The following is a 22,289-nucleotide window of genomic DNA, read 5'->3' as shown; positions in this document are numbered from 1 at the left end:
TGGATTTTGGTCACAGAATCAGCGCTGTTACCTTTAATCCAAAAGGAGCATTTTTTAAATACTCAGCATAGCTTTTGCCATTCTCCCCAGCTTAGCTGGGGGTTTAGCTCTGTAATTATTTATCTTGACAAACTTATTACTTTTAATTTTATTAAAATAAATTAAATATCTATAATATTTATTTATATTACTTTTTCTAATTATTTTTTTCTTGACAAACTCAATTATTAGTGTAAGATATAAATCCCATTATAAACCACCATTAAAAATGGGAGGCTTGCACCATGACGTACTGGATATCCGGATATCTCACCTTAGTTCTGTCGATCATATTACTGGCGGCAACCTGTCCGGTTTAAAGTGGAAAAACTGATTCTGAAATTTTATACCCTTACGGATGCTGCCAGAGAACTGGGACGTTCCAGGCAAAGTCTGCATGAGCTGTATATGCGGGGTCGTCTGCCTTACGAAAAGATCGGAAACAAAGTGATGATCACCGGAGGCACCGTTGCGTTTTTAAAACGAAACCCCGAAATGCGGATTGATAAAAAAATCACCGGGGGAAAATAAATAAAATTACCTTTCACAAAAACGTGGTATAAATATAACAAGCATTCAGATACCACCTCACCCAAACACCATGGCTATAAAATAATTCATTTATTGCCATTTCTTAATAAACGGTATATGCTTCATCTGCAGTTTCTCAGCTATTGATTCTTCTCTTCTTCTCTAAGTTTAATCATTCATATTTCTTCTTTATGCCTTTGTAGTTGAACTGTTACAAAATATGTCATATTTTATTGGCCAAAAATGTTACCATAATTTTATGACTGAAACCAAATGCAAAAAGGAGTCCATATGCCCGATGAACTTTCAAAAAAGATTCTTCGAAGAGCCTTTGTAAAAACGGTATTGCGCAGGGCTCTGGCTTTGTTTACCATCGCAGGAATCATTTACGGATTTGCGGCGGTTATCTATGCCACCAAAACCATCTTCAAAGTTAAGATGAACTATGCCATTGTACTGGAAAGGTTCGGCGGAAAGCGAGAGGCAATTACCGGCGTGGGTTGGCATGTGCGGCTCCCGTTTTTTACCCGAATCGAACAGGAAGTACCCCTGATGAATCAAACCCTTTTCCTGTCAGGATCGGTTGAACCGATGCGGATCATTTCCAGGGAAAACGTTGCCCTGTGGACGTCCGCAGTGCTCACCTACCGTATTCGTGATCTTAAGACATGGGCCATTGAAAACCTTTATCCAATGCAACTCCTGCAGGGTGATTACGACGGAATTGTAAAGGACATTCTCCAGGCCCAAGAGGTCAATCAGCTGGTCAGCGATCGGGAGCATATCAAGGAGAAAATTTTTCTGGCTTTAAAATCGAGGCCGATTAATGAAGGCGGGCCGACGTTGGAAAGAAAATACGGTATCGAGATCGTGAGTTTTGTACTGAAAGAGACCCGTTTCGGGGATAAGCTGGTTGAAGCCACGGAGGAAAAAAAACGACGGCAGCTTATTGCCGAAGCGGAAAATTATGCCGCGGATCAGGAGGCCAGCCGTATTCGGAAACTGTATGCCGCCTATCTTGACGGAATTCAAGCCCTTCAAAAGACCGTCGGACGACCGGATGGAACCACTGATACAGCCCTTCTTCAATTTTTAACGCAACAAAAATGGGCGACAGCTTACGAAAAGAATCAGGAGGGGCAGCATACGGTGGTCATACAAAATACCCAAAGCAGCCCGGCATTGACACTTCCGGCTCCTGCCAATCCAAATAAACTTTCGGAGAGGATCCATGGCCCGAAAGCTGACAAAAGAAATTAAATATGTGCGCCTTCCTGAAAAGCGCATCCGTGAAATCGATGAACTGGTGGCATCCTGGCCCTATGAAACCCGGGCATTTATGCGCTCACGGCTGAATCAGTACAAGCCACCCTCCGATGTCGTCAATACCATACTGGAAACCTTGTTATCCTTTTTCATGTCTGCCCACGATAGAAAGTTCGTCATCTTAAATGATCCTGAGATTCTCACCGACTGGCAGCGGCGTTTTGAAATTTCAGGACAGACCAATCCTCAGGATGCATGGAATAAGATTCTGGAGAAGGAGGTTTCGGCTAAAGATTATATTTATCTCACGGCACTTCTGGAAAAAGAGCTCGCAGATGTGCATGTCCCATGGGAGCTTCGCACACTTTTTGAAAAAGTTTACCGGTCCCATATCAGAAAGGAATACCTCTCCGATCCATCGGTCCCCAAAGCTCCCCTTCTCCTTATCACCGGCCCGAGTGGAAGTGGAAAAACATGCACCCTGACAGCTGCGGTTGAAAAAGTAATTTTTGCAAATGAAGTGCTTCCGGAAATCGATTTTAAACGGAAAAAAGAAGAGATCCTTGCACAGGAGATGTTCTGGAAAACCATAGATGAGCTGGATCCCACCTTGTCTTTTGAAATCGAAAGAAGGAAAAAATTAAAATTCTACAAACGGCTTTCCCGTCTCCCGCTTATCAGGCTCCTATTCCGCAAGCGGATATCCAGCCACCTGTCTCAACTCGAAGAGCAAGGGGTCATGGTGGACTATACCATGATCACACCCAATGATTACCAGACCGCGCTAGCCGGTGAGCCGGGTAACTATTTTAAAAGAGCCATGGGAGATCCGAGAAAAACATCCGTCCGGCATATAGAGGAGGCACACAGCGCATTCGGAAAAGCGGATGACCGCCAATCCGGACTGGAGGGACAGCAACGAACTTTAATCGACACATCGAACATCGTCATTGATGAAATCATAAACGGCAGGCGCGATTGCCTGCTGATCGCCACCACCCACCAACCCGAACGTTTTGATTCCGCCATCTATCGACGCTTTGTTGAAAAGGGTAAGATCATCGATATCTCAGAATTTTGGAAGAATGCGGACAACCTTAAAGAAATCGTCCGGCTTGAGCTGAAAAGAAATGATATCCGGGTGGGAGAACGTGACGATGTAATCTGCCATAAAAACATTACCTGTATTAGTGACCATGACCTGGATCATATTGTTGAAAAACTTTTTACCACCTTTGATGAAAGGACCCTGAAAGTCATTCCGGCTTATGTCAGAAAACTGGTTCAGTCCGTCATAGAAATAAAGGGAGACTTCCTGCCCGATTACCTGGATGATGCTGTGCTCATCAGGCAGGCTTTTGAACTGGTGGCAAAGAATTCTTACGGTGACCTTTACAACAAATTCGTCGACCATATGGATCGCAGGGTAAATTGGGACGAATATGTTGGGACGATTAAAAATACGTTTTCCGAGATGGCCAACAACTGCCTGTTCTATGAAGTGAGAGAAGAAAAAGGCGTGGTTTTAAAGGGACCCCCCGGAGGCGGTAAAACCTTTCTTATCAGGTCCTGGTTGAGTGAAAACAGCGATATCCACGATATTTCCTCAAGCCCCAGCGCACTACAGGATCCGGTTAACCCTATCGACGGTGCAGTGGACAATCTTGAGAAAATTTATGATATCGCCAAAATGATTGCGCCGACCATCGTATTTTTTGACGAAGGAGATTCTTTGGCTCCGAAACGAAGTGCCTCCGGCGGTTCCCCTGCTGACAAATTGACCAACAAATTACTGAACATCATTGACGGAGAAATCCCCCTTAACAGAGTATTTACCACCCTTACAACGAACCGTCTGGATATCCTTGATCCGGCACTGATCCGCTCAAAACGCTTGAAGGTTTTGGAAATTACCGGAATGCTCGGGAAAAAAGATATCACTAAAATTATCCAAAACACGCTAAAAGATGTCCCGCTGGACCGGGAAATTGATGTGGAGGCCATTATTGAACAGGCGGAAAGCTTGTGCAATACACCGGCAGATTATGCGGCCTTTGTGAAAAAAGCCATGAGCTTGCGAAGTACTGAATATGAAGTGCTTTTGCGTTATCGTAACCTCTTTGATGCTTCATCTAAAATCAGGGATAACTTTATAAAGTTTAACTACAAAACCCTTATCGGTATACTCGATGCTGTGGATGCACCGGAGACCATTTTGACAGCGACAAAAAACAGTCCCCATGAATTTCTCAACCGTTATGATGAAATCGTGGAATTGTTAAAAAAAATTCAAGATGAAGCACATTACCCTCTGATGGAATCCCATCTATTATCGGCACAAGGAGAAATCTCCCAGAGCCCGGTAAAGAAAGGCAAGGCCCAACTGGATGAATTTCTGGAAGCGGAATTAAGCCAGGAACCCCAGGTTGGCTTTATTATCGGCGTCGGGGCCAGTGATGTGTCCGGAATACTCCTTCCTATCGCCACCAGTCTTACGTACAGCCTGGACCCTGATAAAGTTCTGGTCACCGGTGCTGTCTCCTCCTCGACACCGGCGGCAGCTGAGCTGGATATGGCTGTCCAGATGACCCAGCAGTCGGCCAAAGAAGCCCTGACCATGGTAAAAAATTATCTCCAGGACCTGGAACCGAAAGTCAGCATTGCCAGGCTGCTGGGGGAATTTCTGGAAAAATATTCAATCCACCACCAGCTCCTTTCAGCTTCCTATAGTGTGGGAGGGCCCTCAGCCGGGTATGCTCTTGCCCTGAACACACTTTCGGCTCTGTTTAATATTCCGATCTATCATGATTTCGGAATCACGGGCGCACCGTGGACAAAGGGCGTAAAAAAAGGCGAGGTCGGCGGTTCGGTCATTATCGGTGGCCATAAGAAAAAAACTGAAAAAGTACTGATGCACCTTAGGCGAATGTATATGCCGCTGCAGAACTACAAAGACCTTGAACCCGAATTTCTGATGAACTACTGGAATCAGAACAAGGATGTGCTTGGGGTCACCCACTTCGGTGATCTTGTACCCGAAGTGGTCTGGCTCGGAGCGGACTACGAAAAAGTAATGCTCGAGCTCATCAATATGCGCATTCAATATAAATTAAACAAGTTCAAGGACACAGATACCTCCCCGGGCATAAAAGAGGAAATCCTAAAAAAGAAGAAAATACTGCGAAACCGGGTCGAAAGGGAAATCATCGATCGACTCAATTCGATACGTTTGTATCTGAGAAATCCTGAAAAGGATCCCCATCTTTCTCTTGAGGAAATTTTCAAAAAACGCAAAAAAAAGCCGATCGATTTGGTGAAACCGCTGGTGAATTTTATGAGGCGAATACAAAGAAAGCAGGCCTGATACGACGATAGTCTTTAGCAGCCCATGAACTATGTAAGAAATGGAGGAGTTTCTTCATCTCTATTCAGTTGGCCTGGGGGAGAGCCATTTGCCGGTTTAAGCCTTAACAAATGAGTGCAACACTCTGTCCCCGCCCCCTATCTTTTTCGTTAAACCGACACAGGCAGTGACGATCATTGCCGCCGTGGAAATCTATTTATGGGGGCTTGTTCAAATCAAATCTTAGCGAGATAGCTGCCGTACGTCAGTTTTTTGATATGATTGTTACGGCTTAAACCGGCAAATGGCTCTCCCCAGACCAACCTTCAACAATCATTAAAGCACAAACGTTTCACAAAAAAGTCCATTGATAAAAACTTCCCGACCCCTTCACTATATATCAAAATCAACACAGTCGGAAATATTCAGTTCCATCATCTTTACACTGGCAAGCAGTCGGGTCGTGTTCCTTGTTATTGCCGGAATGTTTTTAGCCAGACTTTTCAACTCCTCAGCTGTATTGCGAAGTAGTTTGATCTTGTCACCAATTTTTTTTAATTCATTTTCGGTTATCATCATTTTTTCCGCTTATCCTTGAATCTCTTTGCTTTGACCTCGTATCTGGGAAGTGTACCGTAATCGAAAAATTTAAGATCATACCTGAGGTTGGTTTTAATCCTAAGCTGATCTATAAGTTTGCTTTCAATGGATTGACGCTGATCAATGGAATGCGATATCAGTTCCACTTTCAGTGTTATCTTTTCGGCATCACCGGCCTTTTCCACGATCACCTCAAACTCATCACCGAGACCGTTGATACTTCTTACCACCTCTTCTATGGCTGACGGTGCCAGGAGCACCCCTTTTACTTTGGTTATATCGTCCGCCCTGCCCACCACACCACCTTTTAATATCCTGAAAGTCCGGCCGCACGAACACGACTCAGGAGCCCATTCAATAATATCCTTGGAATCAAAGCGGACACAGGGTTGTGCCATACGATCTAAAGCGGTAATGATCATCTTGCCCCTTCTGCCCGGCTCGGTGATTATTTCCCCGGTGTCGATGTCTTCGATTTCCACCAGGAAAAAAGCTTCATTCACATGAATGCCTCCGGGTTGATGGTTGCACTCATACGACCATGCGCCTATTTCGGTGGCCCCTGCATGGTCATATACTTTTGCGTTCCATGCGGTTTCAATCCGTTTTTTGGTGCTGGGTATACCTGCTCCCGGTTCCCCTGCACAGGTTATTTTGTTGATGGTGAGGTCCGCCGGATCGATACCCATCTGGTTTTTTGCCGTGTCCGCCATCCCCAGAATATAGGTGGGGGTTCCCATGAGGGCGGTAGCACCAAGTTCCTGTATTTTAAGTATTCTTGCTTTTGTATCTAACACCCCTCCGGGCACCACTTCACAACCTATCTTTTCGGCTCCGTAATGCCCGGCCCAGAAAGCCACAAACACATTATAACCGAAGGGAATAAAAACGCGGTCGGCAGGTCGGTAACCCTGTGCCCACAAAAGATAGGCCCAGCATTCGGCCCACCATTCCCAGTCCTGCCATGTGTCCGGCTGATACACGGGCTGGCCGGTTGTACCACTGGTCTGCCTGTATTCCGTTACCTCTTCAAGGGGAACACACAGGGCATCTCCGTAGGGGAACGGATCTTTTTTCTGGATGTCGCGCATCATGGACTTTTCCACTTTGGGAACATGTCTGATATCTTCAAACGATTTTATGTCATCGGGTGAGATCCCTGCTTTTTGGTAAAGGCTCCGGTGAAATTTTGAATGATTGTAGGTCCAGTGAAATATTCGTAAAAATTTTTTCAGTTGAAGTTTCTGCAGCTTTTCCAGGGGAAGGGTTTCAAGTACAGGATTCCAATAATTTTGTGGGTCCATCATCTTAAGCCTTTTTTTAAAATAAAAAATTTTAAATTCTACATATTTCTGCGATCATTTCCAATTGAATATTCCATACTGGTAGCATTTCCGCTACGATGTTTGCAAGTTCTTCTTGCTGATGGGTCGGAAAAATCCGACTCCTTTTTATCGGCAGCAGGTCTGTTTTTATTATAAAAGGATCAAGAGTCGTTAAAGAACTCTTTGCCCGTCATACCTCATGGATCTCCGAATCAATAACGTGCGCCTCCTGAACGTCTTGTTCGGTAATACCCAACAGAATGAGTATATTACTCAATCTTTCCTTTCCTAAAGACATATTTGCAGCTTTAACCAGGGATTTCCTGGCATTGTATGCAATCCCCAGACCGGCTTGGCCCAGCATCAGCGCATCGTTGGCCCCATCCCCCACAGCCACAACCTGGTCCAGCAATATTTTTTCCTTTTGAGCGATGTGATTGATGATACGTGCTTTTTCCGCTGCATCGACAACGTCTCCCAGCACCCGGCCGGTAAGTTTATCATTCTTCAACTCCAGTCTGTTGGCAAAAGCGTAATCCAATCCAAATTTGTCTTTCAAGTGATTGGAAAAGAAATCAAAGCCACCTGTCACCACCCCTATCTTGTAACCTAAAAACTTCAAGGTCTTGATTAATTCTTTAACCCCTTTGGATAAAACCATTTTCCGGCGAATTTCTTCCAACTCAGATAGGCTTACCCCCTTTAAAAATGCAACCCGCTGCCGAAGGGCCTCTTCGAAATCCAGATCTCCCCTCATGGCCTTCTCGGTAACACGTGACACTTCGCGCTTTACACCGGCTTGAAGCGCAATTTCATCTATTATTTCCATGTCAACCAGCGTGCTATCCATATCAAAAACAATCAGACGCTTATTTTTCCGGTATGCCTCCGTCTTCTGGATGGCCATATCGAAACCCAACTCACAACTTTTATTCATCAGCCTTTTCTTTATTCTGGTTAGGTTTTCTTTGGCGCGGACATCTACCGCCATCTCCATGGTTCTACGGCCATAATGGTGTAAAGTGGTTATGGACTCTATATTTACGTTCTCATCGCCCAAAATTCTCGTCAGAGCGGCCAACGCCCCGGTTCCGCCAAAGTGTGTGATAACAAATAGCGATCGCTGAATTGAAATCTGAACCTCATTTCGACGATAGAGTTTAAATTGGAGATTCAATCCCAGCTGGCTGGCTTCAAACAGGAGGTCCTTTATGACGGTGTCCTTTTCGCCGGTTGCGCTGCTGATATCCAACAAAAAATACAGGCCCAAAAGATCCTGCGGGGACGCTTGCTCAATATCCACAATTTCCACATGGTGTTCACTTAAAATGCCGGTAAAGGCTGCCGCAATCCCCGGCCGGTCCTGCCCGCTCACGGTGACCATAAGATAATTCTGTTCTTCCTTCATTTATGTTCCTTCGAAATTTCAATCCCCATCATTTTACCCGTAAAACCGGATAAAGGCCCTTCTACTTCTTAGAAAAAGTAAGCCGGTCAACGGTGGGGCAATGATTTAAGAATGTGCTAATTTATATGGCAAATATAGAAAGGCGGCCATGGCATGTCAAGATGATATTGTACTGTCATATGCAGGTATTGTCACCGGATTGGGGCGACATGAAAGTATTTGAAACACCTTGATATCGAAAGAAAAATCATTTAAACCATATCTCTCAAGAAAGGTCTTGCTTTCCTCCATTTGAGCAATGAACCGTTACTTTTTCAGGTAGTCGTAAACACCTCCACAATACCACTTCCCGGAATTGAGTTTAAAACAGTTGATTTCTCCTCTTTTAGCGGTCGGGCCCTTCCTGCCCGGAACTGTATATTTAAAAAAGATTTTCGCCCGCTTTGAGTATTCGTCCTGCCAGATGCCAAAAACATGCGCCAACTGCCCATTTTTTGACTTGGCAAAATCTTCAAGCATGGGCGTCACATCCTCAATGGTCAGAACATCGGTTGTTACCTCTTCGGCATACACCGGGGAAGCTGCCAGAAGCGCAACACAACAAAAAAACATAAGAAATAATTTCATATTATACTCTCCTTGATGGAAAAATTAGTTTTGCCATACATAGCAAAATTGAAACGATAGCGCAAATTTTATGCTACCACTTTGCCACCTCCTTCGGCTAAGGGTACGTATCATCTTCTTTGCCGGTTCATTTGTGACATTTTAGTCCTTTAAACAGCGTTTTTGGAAAAATCTTCTGCGCATATTTAGAAAAACTGAAACTTTTTAGATATTGACAATAATTTTTTATTCCTTTTTAGTTTTACCAAAGGAGGAAACGCCATGTACCATCCAAGACTTAAAGGCAGGCATTATGATATCGGTTTGAAGTTTGGTAACATACTAAAAAAGAAAACTATCGATTTCGATAAGATCATTGATCTTAATAGATTTCAGCAAAATTTTGGTAAAAAATCCCAAATAATACTATCAGAAGTCTTCCCCGAAATTTGTGATGAAATACGTGGAACGACCGACGGATTGAATTATTCATATGAAAAATTTGCTTCATGGTTATTATGCATGGGATGCTGCTATGATCCTAAAGGTTGCACCGCTTTTTGTTTTATTCACCATAATCACGTATTTTGTGGCAGGAATAATGACTTGCCGCCATTTCTCAAAAATGAAAGCAAAAGTGTATTATATGAACTTAATAATGGCTATTGATTTACTGGCAACACCTCCTCAATGATAAACTTTGAAGAAGGGTTGAATGAATGCGGTTTGGCCGTTGCCATGGAATGTATTGTACCGGTGATGATTGTACCCGGGATTAATTCTGTATTTTTGGTTCGCTATCTGCTTGAAAAATGTGCCACCACCAAAGAGGCGATGAACGCCTTGCAAAGTTTGCCCATCGCTTCAGCCTGTAACATCATTTTAGCAGACAAAAGGGGTGATATCGCGGTTGCCGAATGTACGCCTAAAAAAGTATTTTTCAGGAAACCTGCGTCAGATGAAAATTTTATTGTGGCAGCCAACCATTTTATTTCTGAGGAAATGAGATGTAATAATGCGTGTATTATTTATTCATCTGACATAAGATATCAAACGGCGTACAATGCATTAAAAAATATTGATTTCATCAATGGCATTGAACACGCCAAAGCGATACTCAGTGGAAAACATGGGTTTATGTGCCAGTACCATAAAGCATTAAATTTTGAAACCATTTGGTCCTCGGTATTTGATATTTCAAACGGCAAGATTTTTAGAGCAGAGGGTAATCCATCAAAGGCCAAGTTTAAGGAAGATACTCGTACCAATATATTTTGAATTCATCTGTGATTTCTAAAAATACTGAAAATTGTTGTAAGCGTACAGAATGACGTATTTACAAGATATTTTTCTTGTCCATCGTACCAACAAAAAACGCAAAACTCGCTGCGGTTCTAACCTAAGCAGGGAAAACATTGAATTCAATCCACTGAGCTGTGCTATCCGGTTTGCGTGATGTGCCCAGTAAAAAAATAAACGATTAATCTGCCAGCTGTCCGGTAAAATAAAACATTAAATAGGCCAAACAGTTAATCGAAAAGCCTCAGTACGGCAGAAAGGGATACAAAAGACAAGCACGTGGACAGGCCGATGGCCGGAATCAACAGGAGCTTAAAACCAGCCGCTGCCAGGGTCATATTAGTGGTTATTCAGTTCCGCTATGGCCATTTTATTGAGACAGGAAAAGGTGCCGGTCGGCCGACTTTATGGTTTCCAGCACAGTATCGCCCAACAAACGTCTCATCAGGGCCTTGTGCACGCTGTTGCCCATGACGATGAGGTCGGCGTTGTTTTCCCGGGCAAAGGGAAGCAGATTCGACCGCGCCTGGCCTTCCACTGTGTCGGTTTTTACTTCGAAACCGTGGGCCTCACAGAATTCAGTGACATCTTCCAGCAGGAACGGTTCTTTTTCAGGCCCCTCTTTGAAATGAATGATGTGAAGGGTTACTCCTGGCCAGGGATTTAGATAGAGAAAATGGCGAATGGCTTTGGCCGACTCCATGGAGCCGCTGTAAGCGATGAGCGCTTTTTTGATGGGCCGGTAGGTCTCCGCCACGGCCAGGATGGGTCGGACCCCCTGGGTCATCAATTTGATAATGGCTTTGTCCGGATCGGTGGTAAAACCATAGTCGAAGATGCTGCGAAGCCCGAAAATGGTCAGGTCATTGTAACGGGCTTCCGATATCATAGCGTCAAATGGATCTTTTTGCTCATACTCGATGCGGCGGCAAACCACCTTCTGCTTACTACAATGTGCTTTGAAGGCTTCAATGGCCTGGTCCGTCCCCTCTTGGGTGATCTGGGCTTTTCTTTCGCGCATGCGCTGAGCGTAAGCTTCCCCACCCGCAGGTACGGGGCCCACCTTGTTTAGTTTGCTGGTATCCACCACAGTCACGCCGGTGAGCTGGGCCTGGTGCATATCCCCCAGTTCCGTTGCAATTTTTGTGGCCACGGTGGTAAACGGTGTTCCTCCTAATCCGACTAGAATTCGTTTAATCATGGCTTGGTTCTCCCCTGACGGCGCGGTTTCCCGAAGGTGCACCCATATTCTGGTTTATATGCGGATGCGGTGGTTGTGTACGACCACCGACAGCTTGCCCTGGCCGTTGTCTGGCTTTCAATACAGGTGCTGGGTGTGACAGCAACTCTACGATTAGACAAAGAGAACTTATCGTTACCAGATGACGGCGTTTGGGATTACAAACTTACACTATAGATCATTATGGGTCTTTTTTGCATATATGTCAAGTGGATACCGGATAATAAACCAGGATATATTGAACCTGATGGTTGGGAACAAAAGCTTAGCCGAAAATCGCCAGCACGGCAGAAAGGGATAAAAAGGACAAGCACGTGGACAGGACAATGGCTGATGAGGCATATTGGGTATCACTGTTTAACTGTGAAGACAGCACATAGATGGCACTTGAGGTGGGAAGGGCAAAAAATATCATCACCACCTGAAAAGCGGTTCCTGTAACAAAAAAAAGTTTCAGAAAAAAAAAGCCGATGGCCGGAAGCAACAGGAGCTTAAAACCAGCCGCTGCCAGAGACAGGCTGAAATGGTGTTTGAGTGATTTAAAGGTCAGGCTTCCACCTATGGACATTAAAGCAAGGGGAAGGGTAACCATGGCAGCCAGCCGGAGAGCATTGTCGATAAAAACAGGAAAACCGGTCGATAACCTGGAATAGATCATGCCGGCGACACATGCGATAATCAAAGGATTTAACACCAGCTCTTTTGCGGTCACTCCCATACGCTCACGGAAGCCATACCGTTTCCCCGAAAACCAGATCAGGGTAGACACCGCCAGAATATTAATCACCGGTATCACAAATCCGATTAAAATCCCAAAAAGGGTCACCCCGTTCTCACCCAGGGCATTCAACACAACGGCCATACCTATATAGGTGTTGAATCGGTAAAAGCTCTGGGAAAAAGAACCCGCCTTAAAATCCTCAACATCAAACACCTTAATAAAGGTACTGCTCAAAATATAGACCGACAAAACACTACAGACTGCTGCCAGGCAGTATTTCAGGTCAACACCTGCATCAACCGTTGAAGCGCCCCCTATTTTCCAAAACAGCATGGCAGGGAAAAAGATGTAATACACCAGTCGATCCGACGCTTTGAAAAAGACATCCCCTGCCAGATGATAATATTTAAGCAGGGTGCCGAGTATAATCAGGGCGAACACCGGAAACAGACTGTTTAAAATCATCATCTGTCAAATCCTATCACATTGAATATTTGCCAGCAGCGTTTCCAGGGCGTCATCCATCTGGTCAATCATCTTTTCAAGGGGGTATTGAGCGCCACATGACCTGCAGCACAACAGCACCTGTTTTCACCCTTTTCTTACCTGCAGCTCTTTGCTGCATGCCCTGCATTTCAATGTGGATTGATCCATATTCGATGAATTCCTTAATAAAAAAGGTTATGGCTTTAAAACCATAACCCCCCTGTTTTAAAGGTACACCCTATCCTTGTCTTATAGATCGAAAGTTTAAGTCCTTCAAACTTAAAACGTTATCGCAGCACGAACGTCTGTTTGGCTGAAATCATTTCCTTTGAAAAGCAGCGCTTCTCCTGAATATTTGGTCAGAGCATAGGCACAGCAGTCTCCGATGTTCAATCCTGCTGGATGATTCCCTTTCCCGAATTTCCTCCAGGCCGCCCTTGCGATTTCAGCCTGATCTGCATTCATGGCAACGTTTTCAATCTGAGCGCGGTGCATAAGTAGATCAAGCTCCCGGCCGCCGGGTTCTCCTTTTCTGGCTTCAACGACGATCCCGGTCTCCAGCACATTAAAAGCACTGATCAATTTTTGGGATCCATCAGCAATTGCCCTGGCAAATAATGGTGCCTCCGGCTCACCAAATAGAATGGCGATCAAGGCAGAGGTGTCGATAACCATTACTCTGAAACTCCTGTTGAACCATAGCCCAATATTTCGTCAGGGGATCGCAGATCTTTATCGGGGATTTCACTGCAACGCTTGGAAATCCTTAATATCTCTTCAGTCAGGTCGATGGCCCTGGAGCGCCCACGGAGTCGCTGCAATCTTTCTTCCAGGGCACGCGTTATCGCCTGAGTTATGTTTTCTCCGTTTTCGGCCGCCAGTTCCCGCGCCAGCTTTTCGGCTTTAGCATTTCTGATACTTAGAGCCATTTTTCTCTCCTGCAAAATATATACAATATAAATTAATATATATTATGCACACTTCATATGTCAAGCAGAAATAAAGGCCTAAGATAATATTGAGGAATATTATTTCATCAAGTTATGATTTTCTTGAAAATGAACACCAATGTCGGACATTCACCCTTGATTCATACGGTTTTTATTTGTAATCATTAGCGAGCCAATGGATAATGTGGGGATCGTACATGCTATCTTATTGATACCTGCTTTTTATCATTAAAATGTTGCTTCTTTTGCGATTGGTTCTAATCTTTTCAAATCTTTTATAGGTGCAAGAATGAAAGAAGAATATATCAAGATATTGGGGAAAATGACATATGGAATCTATGTGTTAACCAGCGCTGCAGATCAGGTGATCAACGGAATGATCGCTTCCTGGGTGTCTCAGGTTTCATATGACCCGTTATTATTGATGGTGGCGGTTCATCCGAATCGCTATTCTCACGATTTGATTAAAAAAAATGGCTGTTTTGCCCTCAACGTCATATCAAAAAGTCAGAAAGAATACCTCCAGCGTTTCAAAGGGCCTGATCCAAAATTAAAATTTTCTTCTGTCGATTGGAAAAAAGGAGTTACCGGAGTTCCGGTTTTAACGGAATGTATCGGGTATATGGAATGCAGGATCAAAGAAACATATTCACCGGGGAATCATACACTTTTCGTGGGAGAAGTGGTGGCAGCAAAATTTTTATCGGATGAAACGCCGTTAAGCACATCTGATTATGAAGGGGTATATTTAGGTAAAAGTTAGAAATGGTCTTAAAATCTCCCATCAAGCCTAATTTCTGTTAAATAATTGGCAAAACAGAAGAATTCGAATCCACCTGCCACGAGGCTTTGATATGCTCAGTCTTTTCACTGGTCTTTTGGTAGACATTGCTGGCTGTTGTGAGCTAAAAAACAGTTAACAACCACCCCTGAAAGGGGTGGCTTAATGGTGACCCTAAAAGGGTCAATTTAATCTTTCCATAATTTAATTTGCTCTGCTTGTTGATCCTTATGGAGCTGGTGACGTACATATTTTCGAATCTGGTCCTCATCGAGGCCAACGGTGCTGACACAATATCCTTTTGACCAAAAATGCCTGCCCCAATAGCGCCGTTTTAGCTCAAGATGAAAATCGAATATCTTTATGGCACTTTTACCTTTTAAAAAACCTATCGCTTCGGATACCGAATATTTCGGCGGAATCTCCAGAACCAAATGGATATGGTCGATCTGGATATTACCTTCCAGTATATTTGTTCTCTTCCATTCGCATAGTTGCCGAATGATATCTCTTACGGTGAGTCCGATTTTGCCGCCAAGTATCCGATACCGATATTTTGGACACCATACCACATGGTATTTGCATTGCCATACGGCATGTGCTAATCTCTTGAATTGCTTCATTGAATACCTCCTAATAGATTTTAGGGCCACCATTACCCTATTTCTATGGAGGTATTCTTTATTTGTAAATCTCTACCCAACCCGCATAGCAAAGCTGGGACCTTCAGCTTAGCTGAAGGTTTAATGGGTTAATTAAACTATCACTATGATTGTTTTCTTATATTATCAACGGTTTCAAGATCGCACACATCAAACATCAGACCACATCCACCACAAACCATTTCACATTCGTCCGGATTGCGTGTTCGTCTTCGACTTAACTTGGTACGGCATTCCGGACACCGCAAATTAAGATTACCATCTTTCTTTTTATCTTGTGTGGTACTCATTATGCCTCCATTTCCCTATGTTCAGATGTAAATATTTCATCTTACAGAATTCAAATCCTCAATTTAATAACGGTGAATTACTATGTCAAAACCCTGCTTATTTCCTTTTAAGTAATAAGTGATGAGTGCCAAGACATCGCTGACCCAAAAGTGTCAGCACATCGCTGACTTTAAGGGTCAATTTGTGCCAGGACATCGTTGACCCTATTCGTTTCCAATGGCATCTGATACTCTTGTTTTAACTAAATACAAGGAGGGTGTCAGATGGAACAAGATTTTCGTAAAAAAGCTATCACTCTTTATTTGAAAGGAGAAAAGCCAAAATCCATATATTCAGAGCTTAATCGTTCCAAAGAGTGGTTCTTCAAGTGGCTAAAGCGTTATAAAACTGGTGATCCGGACTGGTACAAGGGTAAATCCACAGCTCCCAGAAGGCAGCCTAGAGCGATCAGCGAAAGTGACAGAGAGCGGATCATTTCTATCCGAACTCGCCTTGAATCGCAAAAATTTGCTCAAATCGGTGCTTCTGCGATCAAGTGGGAACTTTCGAAGTCAGGTTATGGATTTCCGTCCGATCGTACGATTAATCGAGTCCTAAAAAAAGAAGGACTGGTTAAAAAAAACTTCGTACATTCCCAAAGGAGTTGAATATCCGTATTTTAAAGAACCTCTCGACTACAATAATATTCATCAGGCCGACCTAGTCGGACCAAGATATATAAAGAACGACGGCAAATTTTACTCGTTCAATGTGATGGACCTGTTTAGCCATCAGGTCTACATTGAATCACAAAGAACCAAACAGGATCGTCAGATCGCCTCCAGCCTTTTAAGATGTTGGAAAGCAGTTGGGTTGCCGGATTATTTGCAGTTCGATAATGAACTCAGCTTTCGAGGTAGCAACAGGCATCCCAGATCACCCGGTTTGGTAATCAAGCTTTGTCTTTACTTTGGCATCCAACCAGTCTTTATTCCGATTGGAGAGCCCTGGCGAAACGGCGTTATTGAAAAATTCAATGACACCTACAACAAAAAATTTTTCCGGCAACAATGGTTTTCAAGCTATTCAGGGCTAAAGCGGCAAAGCAAAAATTTTCAACGGTTTCACAATAAACATCATCGATACAGCTACTTAAAGGGTAAAACGCCATTGGAAATGATACAAAGTAACGGATTTGAACCGTTTCGGTTAGGAGCGAATACGAAGCTTCCCAAGCTTGATACTGTTCCCGATGGCAATATCATTCTGATTCGATTTATTAGAAGTAACCGTATACTCGACATATTCGGAGAAAAATTTGAAGTTTCAAAGAGCCTTGTATATTCTTACGTCAAGGCAGTAATTATAACAGAGATACACAGATTACAGCTGTACCTTAACGAAGAACTGGTCGATTCATTTGATTACCAGTTGACCACTGGTAATGGTATTTAATTCTATCAAATAAAAATTTTGCTTGGAACTCGCAAAAAATCATCCCGTGCTCCGACGAGCTTCTTGATAGGCCCATTCTCGCACGTGATAATTTTTCGCTTATGCCGTACAAGAAATCGTCTTTATTTTGTTCGGGTCAGCGATGTCTTGGCACTTTTTGCCGTTAGACTCGGGTCAGCGATGTGCTGGCATTTAACAAATAAGATATAGCACATAAATAAATATGCAATAAAATGGGGGACGTTCGTGCAGAGTTTGCATTGGCAATGCACATTCTGCACGAACGTCCCCTATTTCAAAATCACTTGATATGATAACGTATAAAACTTTTCCCATATTTGTAATGAGGAACGTTCAATTATAAAAGTATTGATGCCTATGTACATTTTCTTTTATAGTGGTTGTCAAAAATTGTTCCGTTACTTAAGCGTTTTTTCGACAATCGCATATAACTCAATTTCATTATCTGAAAAATATTTATGAAAAGCGGTATCATTTAAATTCTGGAAAGGGGGTTGTATGGAGATAAAAGTGCCATTTATGATAGCCCTGTATATGCTTTCTGCCATGACAAATGCAGGTTATAATAAGGTAATTAATGGAAAGGGAAATTTAACATACAATAAAATTCAGCAAATCAAATATTCTTTTCAAGATGCTTCTGTCCCCCCGGAATATCACCGGAGTTATACCATTACGGTTACCAGTGATAAGGTTAGGATTGTCGTCGATAGTTATGGCGATATACTGGCTGATGAAACGCGTGATATAACAAACAAACAATTTGTTGAAATTAAATGTTCACTGAAAGAGAATGAAATTAAAATTTGTACATTAGGTGAAAGCGAAGGTTGTACAGGAGGAACCACTGAAAAGGTATCTTGTACTGACGGAAAAAAAGAAATATTTTCTGGATTTGTTTATCACTGTGGTGGAAAAGACACAGGGAATTTAGGCGGTGATATTACTCATTTCGCCAAAGACGTTAAAAATCTTATTGTTAACCTGCAAGAATTGTTAACCCCTAAATGAGCATAAACAAAATGGAGAACTTATATAAAGAGCCTTATTAATGGGGAACGTCCACCATTTTTAATTATATTGGATATCTGCGATGTAACAACTTTGTTTGTCCCATGACCACTTAACATTAAATGAAAATTGATAAGTATCAAATGAGTCTTCCAGCATACCTGAATACAATACTTTCAATTTAATATCAAATTTTGTTTTTGATTTCCACAATTCATCAAATTGCTCCTTTGTAAGGAGGATTGATATTGATTTTGATTTTTCTTTTGAAATCATTCCAATTTTTTGCTCATCCGATATTATTCTTTTGTCATTAAGATCTGCTGTGTAATCAATTTTAATATCTGTGGCAGGAGCTTCTCCATAGTTTCTAAAAACGACGATAATTGGGAAAAAACTCATTATACGTTTTTTTTGGGGATATTCTTGAACTTCCTCTCCTTGGTAGCATTTATCTGCATCCAAATATGGCCTGTTTCGTAATTTGAACTCCTTTTCCTGAAGAATTCTTGATTGTTGGGATTCTTTTATAGACTGTTCGGATAACCGCAATGACTTCTCTGCTTGAACAAGTGCATCTTTTGAAACCTGAACTGATAAATAAGCAATATAAAAACCACCAGCGCTCGTTATAAATACCAATAGGATGCCAATCACTTCATACAGTGATTTCCATTTTCTCAAATGTTCAAGAAACTTTACCATAATTTGCTATTACGTTTCAAGTTAGACAATTAATGGGGACGTATTGGGTTATTATGGTAGCAGAATGGAAGCAAGAAAAGAACAAAGAGATGCTTCGCAAGAACAGCCTCAATGAACTGTACAGGTATTAAAGCCGTTCGACAAAACCTTGCTTAAATGCTTCGAGCAGTTTAAACCTTTCATCGAAATCATCTCTGTTAATATAATTACCCTGCCTCATATCCTCAATAAATTTATATGATTTCTGTTCTCCCGTTTCGGTTTCTAATATTTTAAGTATGTAATCTTTTGATTCCGGATTTAATATTACCGAGACATCTCTACCCATAAGTCTGGCACTCATCAATTCATAGTCTGCATCTTCGATCTCTAATATATCCGAATCCTCACCGCTGTATACTCTTTCAAGGTTACCGGCATCAATATAATTACGTGCAATGTATTCAAAATCCTTAGCATCTTTACTACGTTCAGGGTATCGATCTTTCCATGAAATCAATTTCATGGCTGCCAAACCCCTTAAAGATGCAATCTTTATTATTAATTCAGGCTCCTGCCTCAGCAAAATCGTCACTGAATCTCCATATGCCTCGTCAAAACCGAGCGTATTCATCTCCACACCATCGCAATCTGGCCATGAAATAATATCATCAGGTTTTGAAATTTTACCAAACGGCACTATGTCGATGGGGAAATCATCTTTATAGTAAAACCTCTGCGGATCTTTATCTTTTCTATAATCTTCTGATTGGTTCATTTTTTTAGTTAACTGTCCAAATTCATCCCAACTTTCAACCATTACACCAAAATCAACATCTTCAGTTGCCCTCTTAATTTCTATTTCAAACACATTATATAAAATAATATCCCGAGCTAAGGCTCCGCACACAAAAAATGAAATTTCAAGAGAAACAGCAATATTTGATAGGGCTTCGAGAACCTCTAAAATATGGCGGCTAATCTTCCTTGATATATTTAACGATTGCTGTGTCATAAATAACACCAGCTACTTCAATATTTCGGTTATCTCCCGTTGCCATCAAATCAGCATAAATCAGAATTGGATGCACTAAACCCTTGTTAATTCTACCATGCTCGAAATTCCAAAAAATATTTAAAATTTCAACATTTCCAGCTGGATGTCTCTTTAGCTTATTCTTTAGGACTAATTTTCCTATAGTGTTCAATGTGTAAATTGTTGCCAGCTCTGGCTTTAAATATTTTGTCAATATCGCGGCAGCGGTCTCGCCTCCCCATAAAGCACCAAAATCTTGAATATCAATATCCTTCCACCAATCGTGTTTAGGCGCTTTTAACCGAGCTTTTATTTGCTTTGGTCTCAACTGTTCAGGATAGTTAGTTATCCAACGTTTTAATAAATTATCTTTTCTAACCAGCCTTCGGCCACGTCTGCCCATATCTATGAGATAACCCATTTTTTCCAATTCTTTAATCACCCTATTAACGGTTCCTAAAGCGACATTAGCAGCTCTGGCGATTTTCCGTAAAGGCTCCTTCTCTATCCCAGGATTACATAAAAGAACAAATAGCACCTGTAAACCAGCCGGCCTAAATGCTCTTTGTATTTGCTTCGTTTGCGGATCCTCCTTTAATTTATTTCCCTTAATAAAAACATATAACGGGGGACAATTGATGTAAGCATTACCAGCTGTATCAATAAACGGTATATCCATATCTTTCAACAGATCCGCATTTTGTGGCGTCACATAACGAGTAACAAGAAGGCCCTTCCCTTCAAAATTCATAAACTGTTGAGCAATTAAACCGATTTTCCCTTTGGTCAATATTAATTTCACTTCTACTTCAAAATAATTCTCAACATTGTTCTGGGTAATTTTCATTATTGCATCTGGATAGTCCGTATCCTTGTATTGATAGCCCTGAAATTCTACTTCCAGATTAGTCGTTTTTTGGAAAACATCTGCTGCTTTTTTCAAAATTTGTCGAAAATTTCGTCTCATGGCACTATTTAATGTTCATTTTATAAGCATGTTCAATATTAATGAACATATCAATTTATTGTACATATGTAAATAATTATTTTTAATTATAGGTTATTTTATAGATATTCATGCTAATTATTATATTTTGTACATTATCTTTTGTTGTTCATTATTAGTGAACAGTAGCTAAGGGTGAACAAAATACTGATAACTATTCATTTTTATTTAATAATCATGCTGTTTGAAAATAATTTCAGCCCCGTTATTACATCTTGATTTATCATCTTTTACCTTGTATTTGGGTGTTAGTGTAGCAACCAGTCACCCCCAATTAAGCAGTAAATGGGGGGACATCGTGCAGAGATTGCATTGGCTATGCACATTCTGCACGATGTCCCCTATTTCAGCCTGCCGACTTGGTCCGAATCCTTTATAAGCTCTAAAACACAAAAAGTCGAGCTATCGCCAGATAGCCCGACTCCTTTTGCATTTATGGTACGCCCGTTGAACACCATAATATTCTTAAAACCAGATGTGAAATCCCGCTCCGCGGGGGCAGGATTCGAACCCCGCCAAACTGCGGCGGGATTTCGCTTACGCTCAACCTGCCGACTTGGTCCGAATCCTGTTGGGAGTAACAAAAAAGCAGGTAACGGTTTCTGCTGAACCATCACCTGCCATCATTTTGGTACGCCCGGCAGGATTCGAACCTGCGGCCCACGGATTCGAAGTCCGGCGCTCTATCCAGCTGAGCTACGGGCGCAGAAGCGATAAGACCATTGCAAATTTTAAAGTTTACAATGGTCCGGAGCTTTTTAAATGGGGTGAGTGATGGGACTTGAACCCACGGCCACCTGGGCCACAACCAGGTGCTCTACCAACTGAGCTACACCCACCATAAAGAAAACATTTAACTAACAAATTGCAATATCCATTTCAAGAACAAAATCACCTGATACCCATTTTTTATAATTAACCATAGATTCAAACAGATGAACGCAATTTCATATAGCTAAAAATTTAAAACGGCTATTGACGGGAACTGGATTCTGCTATTATAAAAGTGAGACCTATGGGAAACGGCGCTTTATGCCCGATCTCCACGTCCCCGATAAGCGGGATCTACGCTTCGCTTCGACAGGCTAAAAGTCTAAGGTTTTCGGCTTGAACTCGAACATAAATCACCATTTTCCAAAGGTCTGAAAGTATAGCCCATCTCCAAAAGAGCTGGCAGAGCATAAGGATTCAAATGCCAAGAGGTTAGGATTTTGAAAAAAACACGACCCCTTGAATCCCTGAATCCTTGGACCCTTTCCCTTTTTAACAGGTAGATTTAATGACCAAATTTCACATTTTTGTAATGCGAGCCATTCTTGGTGCTGTATTTGCTGTGGTCCTGACACGGATGTTTTACGGCAGGGTCGATATATTTTATATCGCCGGGCTGGCCATTATTCTGGTCGGGCTTGCATACTTTGCGGAGTATCTTAGGAACAGAAGGAAAAGTTAGGGCACTGATTTTCACTGATATTTACAGACATATTTTTTTATCCTTCTAATCCGTGTTCATCTGTGTCCCAAATTGTATCACAACAAAGGAGAATTT

General features: G+C 42.1%; 22 protein-coding genes, 2 tRNA genes and 1 pseudogene. 10 read left to right on the top strand and 15 right to left on the bottom strand.

The features are described from left to right. Window positions 1-360: 360 nt before the first annotated feature. From SWH54_20525 to SWH54_20515, 3 genes are all read left to right on the top strand, one after another. The gene (locus tag SWH54_20525) at window positions 361-570 is read left to right on the top strand and encodes a helix-turn-helix domain-containing protein (GenBank protein MDY6793655.1); all 210 of its coding nucleotides are present in this window, start codon (window positions 361-363) and stop codon (window positions 568-570) included. A 291-nt stretch (window positions 571-861) separates the two neighbouring features. Further along, the gene (locus SWH54_20520; GenBank protein ID MDY6793654.1) at window positions 862-1,830 is read left to right on the top strand and encodes an SPFH domain-containing protein; all 969 of its coding nucleotides are present in this window, start codon (window positions 862-864) and stop codon (window positions 1,828-1,830) included. Continuing rightward, complete coding sequence (locus tag SWH54_20515; GenBank protein MDY6793653.1) at window positions 1,802-5,200, top strand: AAA family ATPase; 3,399 nt, start codon at window positions 1,802-1,804, stop codon at window positions 5,198-5,200. The genes SWH54_20520 and SWH54_20515 overlap by 29 nt, the downstream gene beginning before the upstream one ends. Before the next feature lie 372 nt (window positions 5,201-5,572). On the opposite strand, the gene SWH54_20510 is transcribed toward SWH54_20515, so the two are convergent. The 4 genes from SWH54_20510 to SWH54_20495 all read right to left on the bottom strand — a co-directional run bounded on the left by SWH54_20510 (window position 5,573) and on the right by SWH54_20495 (window position 9,139). Continuing rightward, window positions 5,573-5,758 (bottom strand): hypothetical protein, encoded by a 186-nt coding sequence (locus SWH54_20510; GenBank protein ID MDY6793652.1) that lies wholly within the window; start codon window positions 5,756-5,758, stop codon window positions 5,573-5,575. After that, the gene (locus SWH54_20505; protein MDY6793651.1) at window positions 5,755-7,086 is read right to left on the bottom strand and encodes a phenylacetate--CoA ligase family protein; all 1,332 of its coding nucleotides are present in this window, start codon (window positions 7,084-7,086) and stop codon (window positions 5,755-5,757) included. The genes SWH54_20510 and SWH54_20505 overlap by 4 nt, the downstream gene beginning before the upstream one ends. Before the next feature lie 208 nt (window positions 7,087-7,294). Then, the gene (gene serB, locus SWH54_20500) at window positions 7,295-8,512 is read right to left on the bottom strand and encodes a phosphoserine phosphatase SerB (protein MDY6793650.1); all 1,218 of its coding nucleotides are present in this window, start codon (window positions 8,510-8,512) and stop codon (window positions 7,295-7,297) included. Between the two features lie 306 nt (window positions 8,513-8,818). Beyond that, window positions 8,819-9,139, bottom strand: a complete 321-nt coding sequence (locus SWH54_20495; GenBank protein ID MDY6793649.1) for a hypothetical protein — start codon at window positions 9,137-9,139, stop codon at window positions 8,819-8,821. Window positions 9,140-9,400: 261 nt separating this feature from the next. On the opposite strand from SWH54_20495, the gene SWH54_20490 reads away from it, so the two are divergent. Both SWH54_20490 and SWH54_20485 read left to right on the top strand, forming a co-directional pair. Then, window positions 9,401-9,787 (top strand): hypothetical protein, encoded by a 387-nt coding sequence (locus tag SWH54_20490; GenBank protein ID MDY6793648.1) that lies wholly within the window; start codon window positions 9,401-9,403, stop codon window positions 9,785-9,787. 18 nt (window positions 9,788-9,805) lie between these two features. After that, window positions 9,806-10,396: pseudogene (locus SWH54_20485) on the top strand (C45 family peptidase). 391 nt (window positions 10,397-10,787) lie between these two features. On the opposite strand, the gene SWH54_20480 reads toward SWH54_20485, so the two are convergent. The 4 genes from SWH54_20480 to SWH54_20465 form a co-directional block, all read right to left on the bottom strand. Then, window positions 10,788-11,618, bottom strand: coding sequence for a universal stress protein (locus tag SWH54_20480; GenBank protein MDY6793647.1), 831 nt, complete (start codon window positions 11,616-11,618; stop codon window positions 10,788-10,790). A 304-nt stretch (window positions 11,619-11,922) separates the two neighbouring features. Beyond that, complete coding sequence (locus SWH54_20475) at window positions 11,923-12,846, bottom strand: AEC family transporter (GenBank protein ID MDY6793646.1); 924 nt, start codon at window positions 12,844-12,846, stop codon at window positions 11,923-11,925. Window positions 12,847-13,143: 297 nt separating this feature from the next. Further along, entirely contained in the window at window positions 13,144-13,539 is a 396-nt protein-coding gene (locus SWH54_20470; GenBank protein ID MDY6793645.1) for a type II toxin-antitoxin system VapC family toxin, read from the bottom strand. Next, complete coding sequence (locus tag SWH54_20465; GenBank protein MDY6793644.1) at window positions 13,539-13,793, bottom strand: type II toxin-antitoxin system VapB family antitoxin; 255 nt, start codon at window positions 13,791-13,793, stop codon at window positions 13,539-13,541. The genes SWH54_20470 and SWH54_20465 overlap by 1 nt, the downstream gene beginning before the upstream one ends. 310 nt (window positions 13,794-14,103) lie before the next feature. Between SWH54_20465 and SWH54_20460 the strand changes: the two genes are divergently transcribed. Further along, entirely contained in the window at window positions 14,104-14,577 is a 474-nt protein-coding gene (locus SWH54_20460; protein MDY6793643.1) for a flavin reductase family protein, read from the top strand. A gap of 206 nt (window positions 14,578-14,783) precedes the next feature. Here the strand turns inward: SWH54_20460 and tnpA are convergent, their stop codons facing one another. Further along, window positions 14,784-15,218, bottom strand: a complete 435-nt coding sequence (gene tnpA / locus SWH54_20455; protein MDY6793642.1) for an IS200/IS605 family transposase — start codon at window positions 15,216-15,218, stop codon at window positions 14,784-14,786. 143 nt (window positions 15,219-15,361) lie between these two features. Beyond that, window positions 15,362-15,547, bottom strand: a complete 186-nt coding sequence (locus tag SWH54_20450) for a hypothetical protein (protein ID MDY6793641.1) — start codon at window positions 15,545-15,547, stop codon at window positions 15,362-15,364. Between the two features lie 264 nt (window positions 15,548-15,811). Here SWH54_20450 and SWH54_20445 point away from each other — a divergent pair, with 264 nt between their 5' ends. The 3 genes from SWH54_20445 to SWH54_20435 all read left to right on the top strand — a co-directional run bounded on the left by SWH54_20445 (window position 15,812) and on the right by SWH54_20435 (window position 18,014). Then, window positions 15,812-16,195, top strand: a complete 384-nt coding sequence (locus tag SWH54_20445) for a hypothetical protein (GenBank protein ID MDY6793640.1) — start codon at window positions 15,812-15,814, stop codon at window positions 16,193-16,195. Between the two features lie 205 nt (window positions 16,196-16,400). Then, window positions 16,401-16,982, top strand: coding sequence for an integrase core domain-containing protein (locus SWH54_20440; protein ID MDY6793639.1), 582 nt, complete (start codon window positions 16,401-16,403; stop codon window positions 16,980-16,982). A 519-nt stretch (window positions 16,983-17,501) separates the two neighbouring features. Next, entirely contained in the window at window positions 17,502-18,014 is a 513-nt protein-coding gene (locus SWH54_20435) for a hypothetical protein (GenBank protein MDY6793638.1), read from the top strand. Between the two features lie 60 nt (window positions 18,015-18,074). Here the strand turns inward: SWH54_20435 and SWH54_20430 are convergent, their stop codons facing one another. From SWH54_20430 to SWH54_20410, 5 genes are all read right to left on the bottom strand, one after another. Continuing rightward, entirely contained in the window at window positions 18,075-18,719 is a 645-nt protein-coding gene (locus SWH54_20430) for a hypothetical protein (protein ID MDY6793637.1), read from the bottom strand. Window positions 18,720-18,846: 127 nt separating this feature from the next. Then, window positions 18,847-19,713, bottom strand: a complete 867-nt coding sequence (locus SWH54_20425) for a nucleotidyl transferase AbiEii/AbiGii toxin family protein (protein ID MDY6793636.1) — start codon at window positions 19,711-19,713, stop codon at window positions 18,847-18,849. Continuing rightward, window positions 19,676-20,677 (bottom strand): type IV toxin-antitoxin system AbiEi family antitoxin, encoded by a 1,002-nt coding sequence (locus tag SWH54_20420; protein ID MDY6793635.1) that lies wholly within the window; start codon window positions 20,675-20,677, stop codon window positions 19,676-19,678. The genes SWH54_20425 and SWH54_20420 overlap by 38 nt, the downstream gene beginning before the upstream one ends. 692 nt (window positions 20,678-21,369) lie before the next feature. After that, window positions 21,370-21,446 (bottom strand) — tRNA-Arg (locus tag SWH54_20415). A 57-nt stretch (window positions 21,447-21,503) separates the two neighbouring features. Further along, window positions 21,504-21,579, bottom strand: a tRNA-His gene (locus SWH54_20410). A gap of 440 nt (window positions 21,580-22,019) precedes the next feature. On the opposite strand from SWH54_20410, the gene SWH54_20405 reads away from it, so the two are divergent. Continuing rightward, window positions 22,020-22,193, top strand: a complete 174-nt coding sequence (locus tag SWH54_20405; protein ID MDY6793634.1) for a hypothetical protein — start codon at window positions 22,020-22,022, stop codon at window positions 22,191-22,193. The last annotated feature ends 96 nt before the right edge of the window (window positions 22,194-22,289 follow it).

It is taken from the genome of Thermodesulfobacteriota bacterium (genome assembly GCA_034189135.1).
Classification (GTDB): domain Bacteria; phylum Desulfobacterota; class Desulfobacteria; order Desulfobacterales; family JAUWMJ01; genus JAUWMJ01.
Note: the sequence above shows the minus strand (reverse complement) of the source record. Positions and strands in the feature narration are given on the sequence as shown.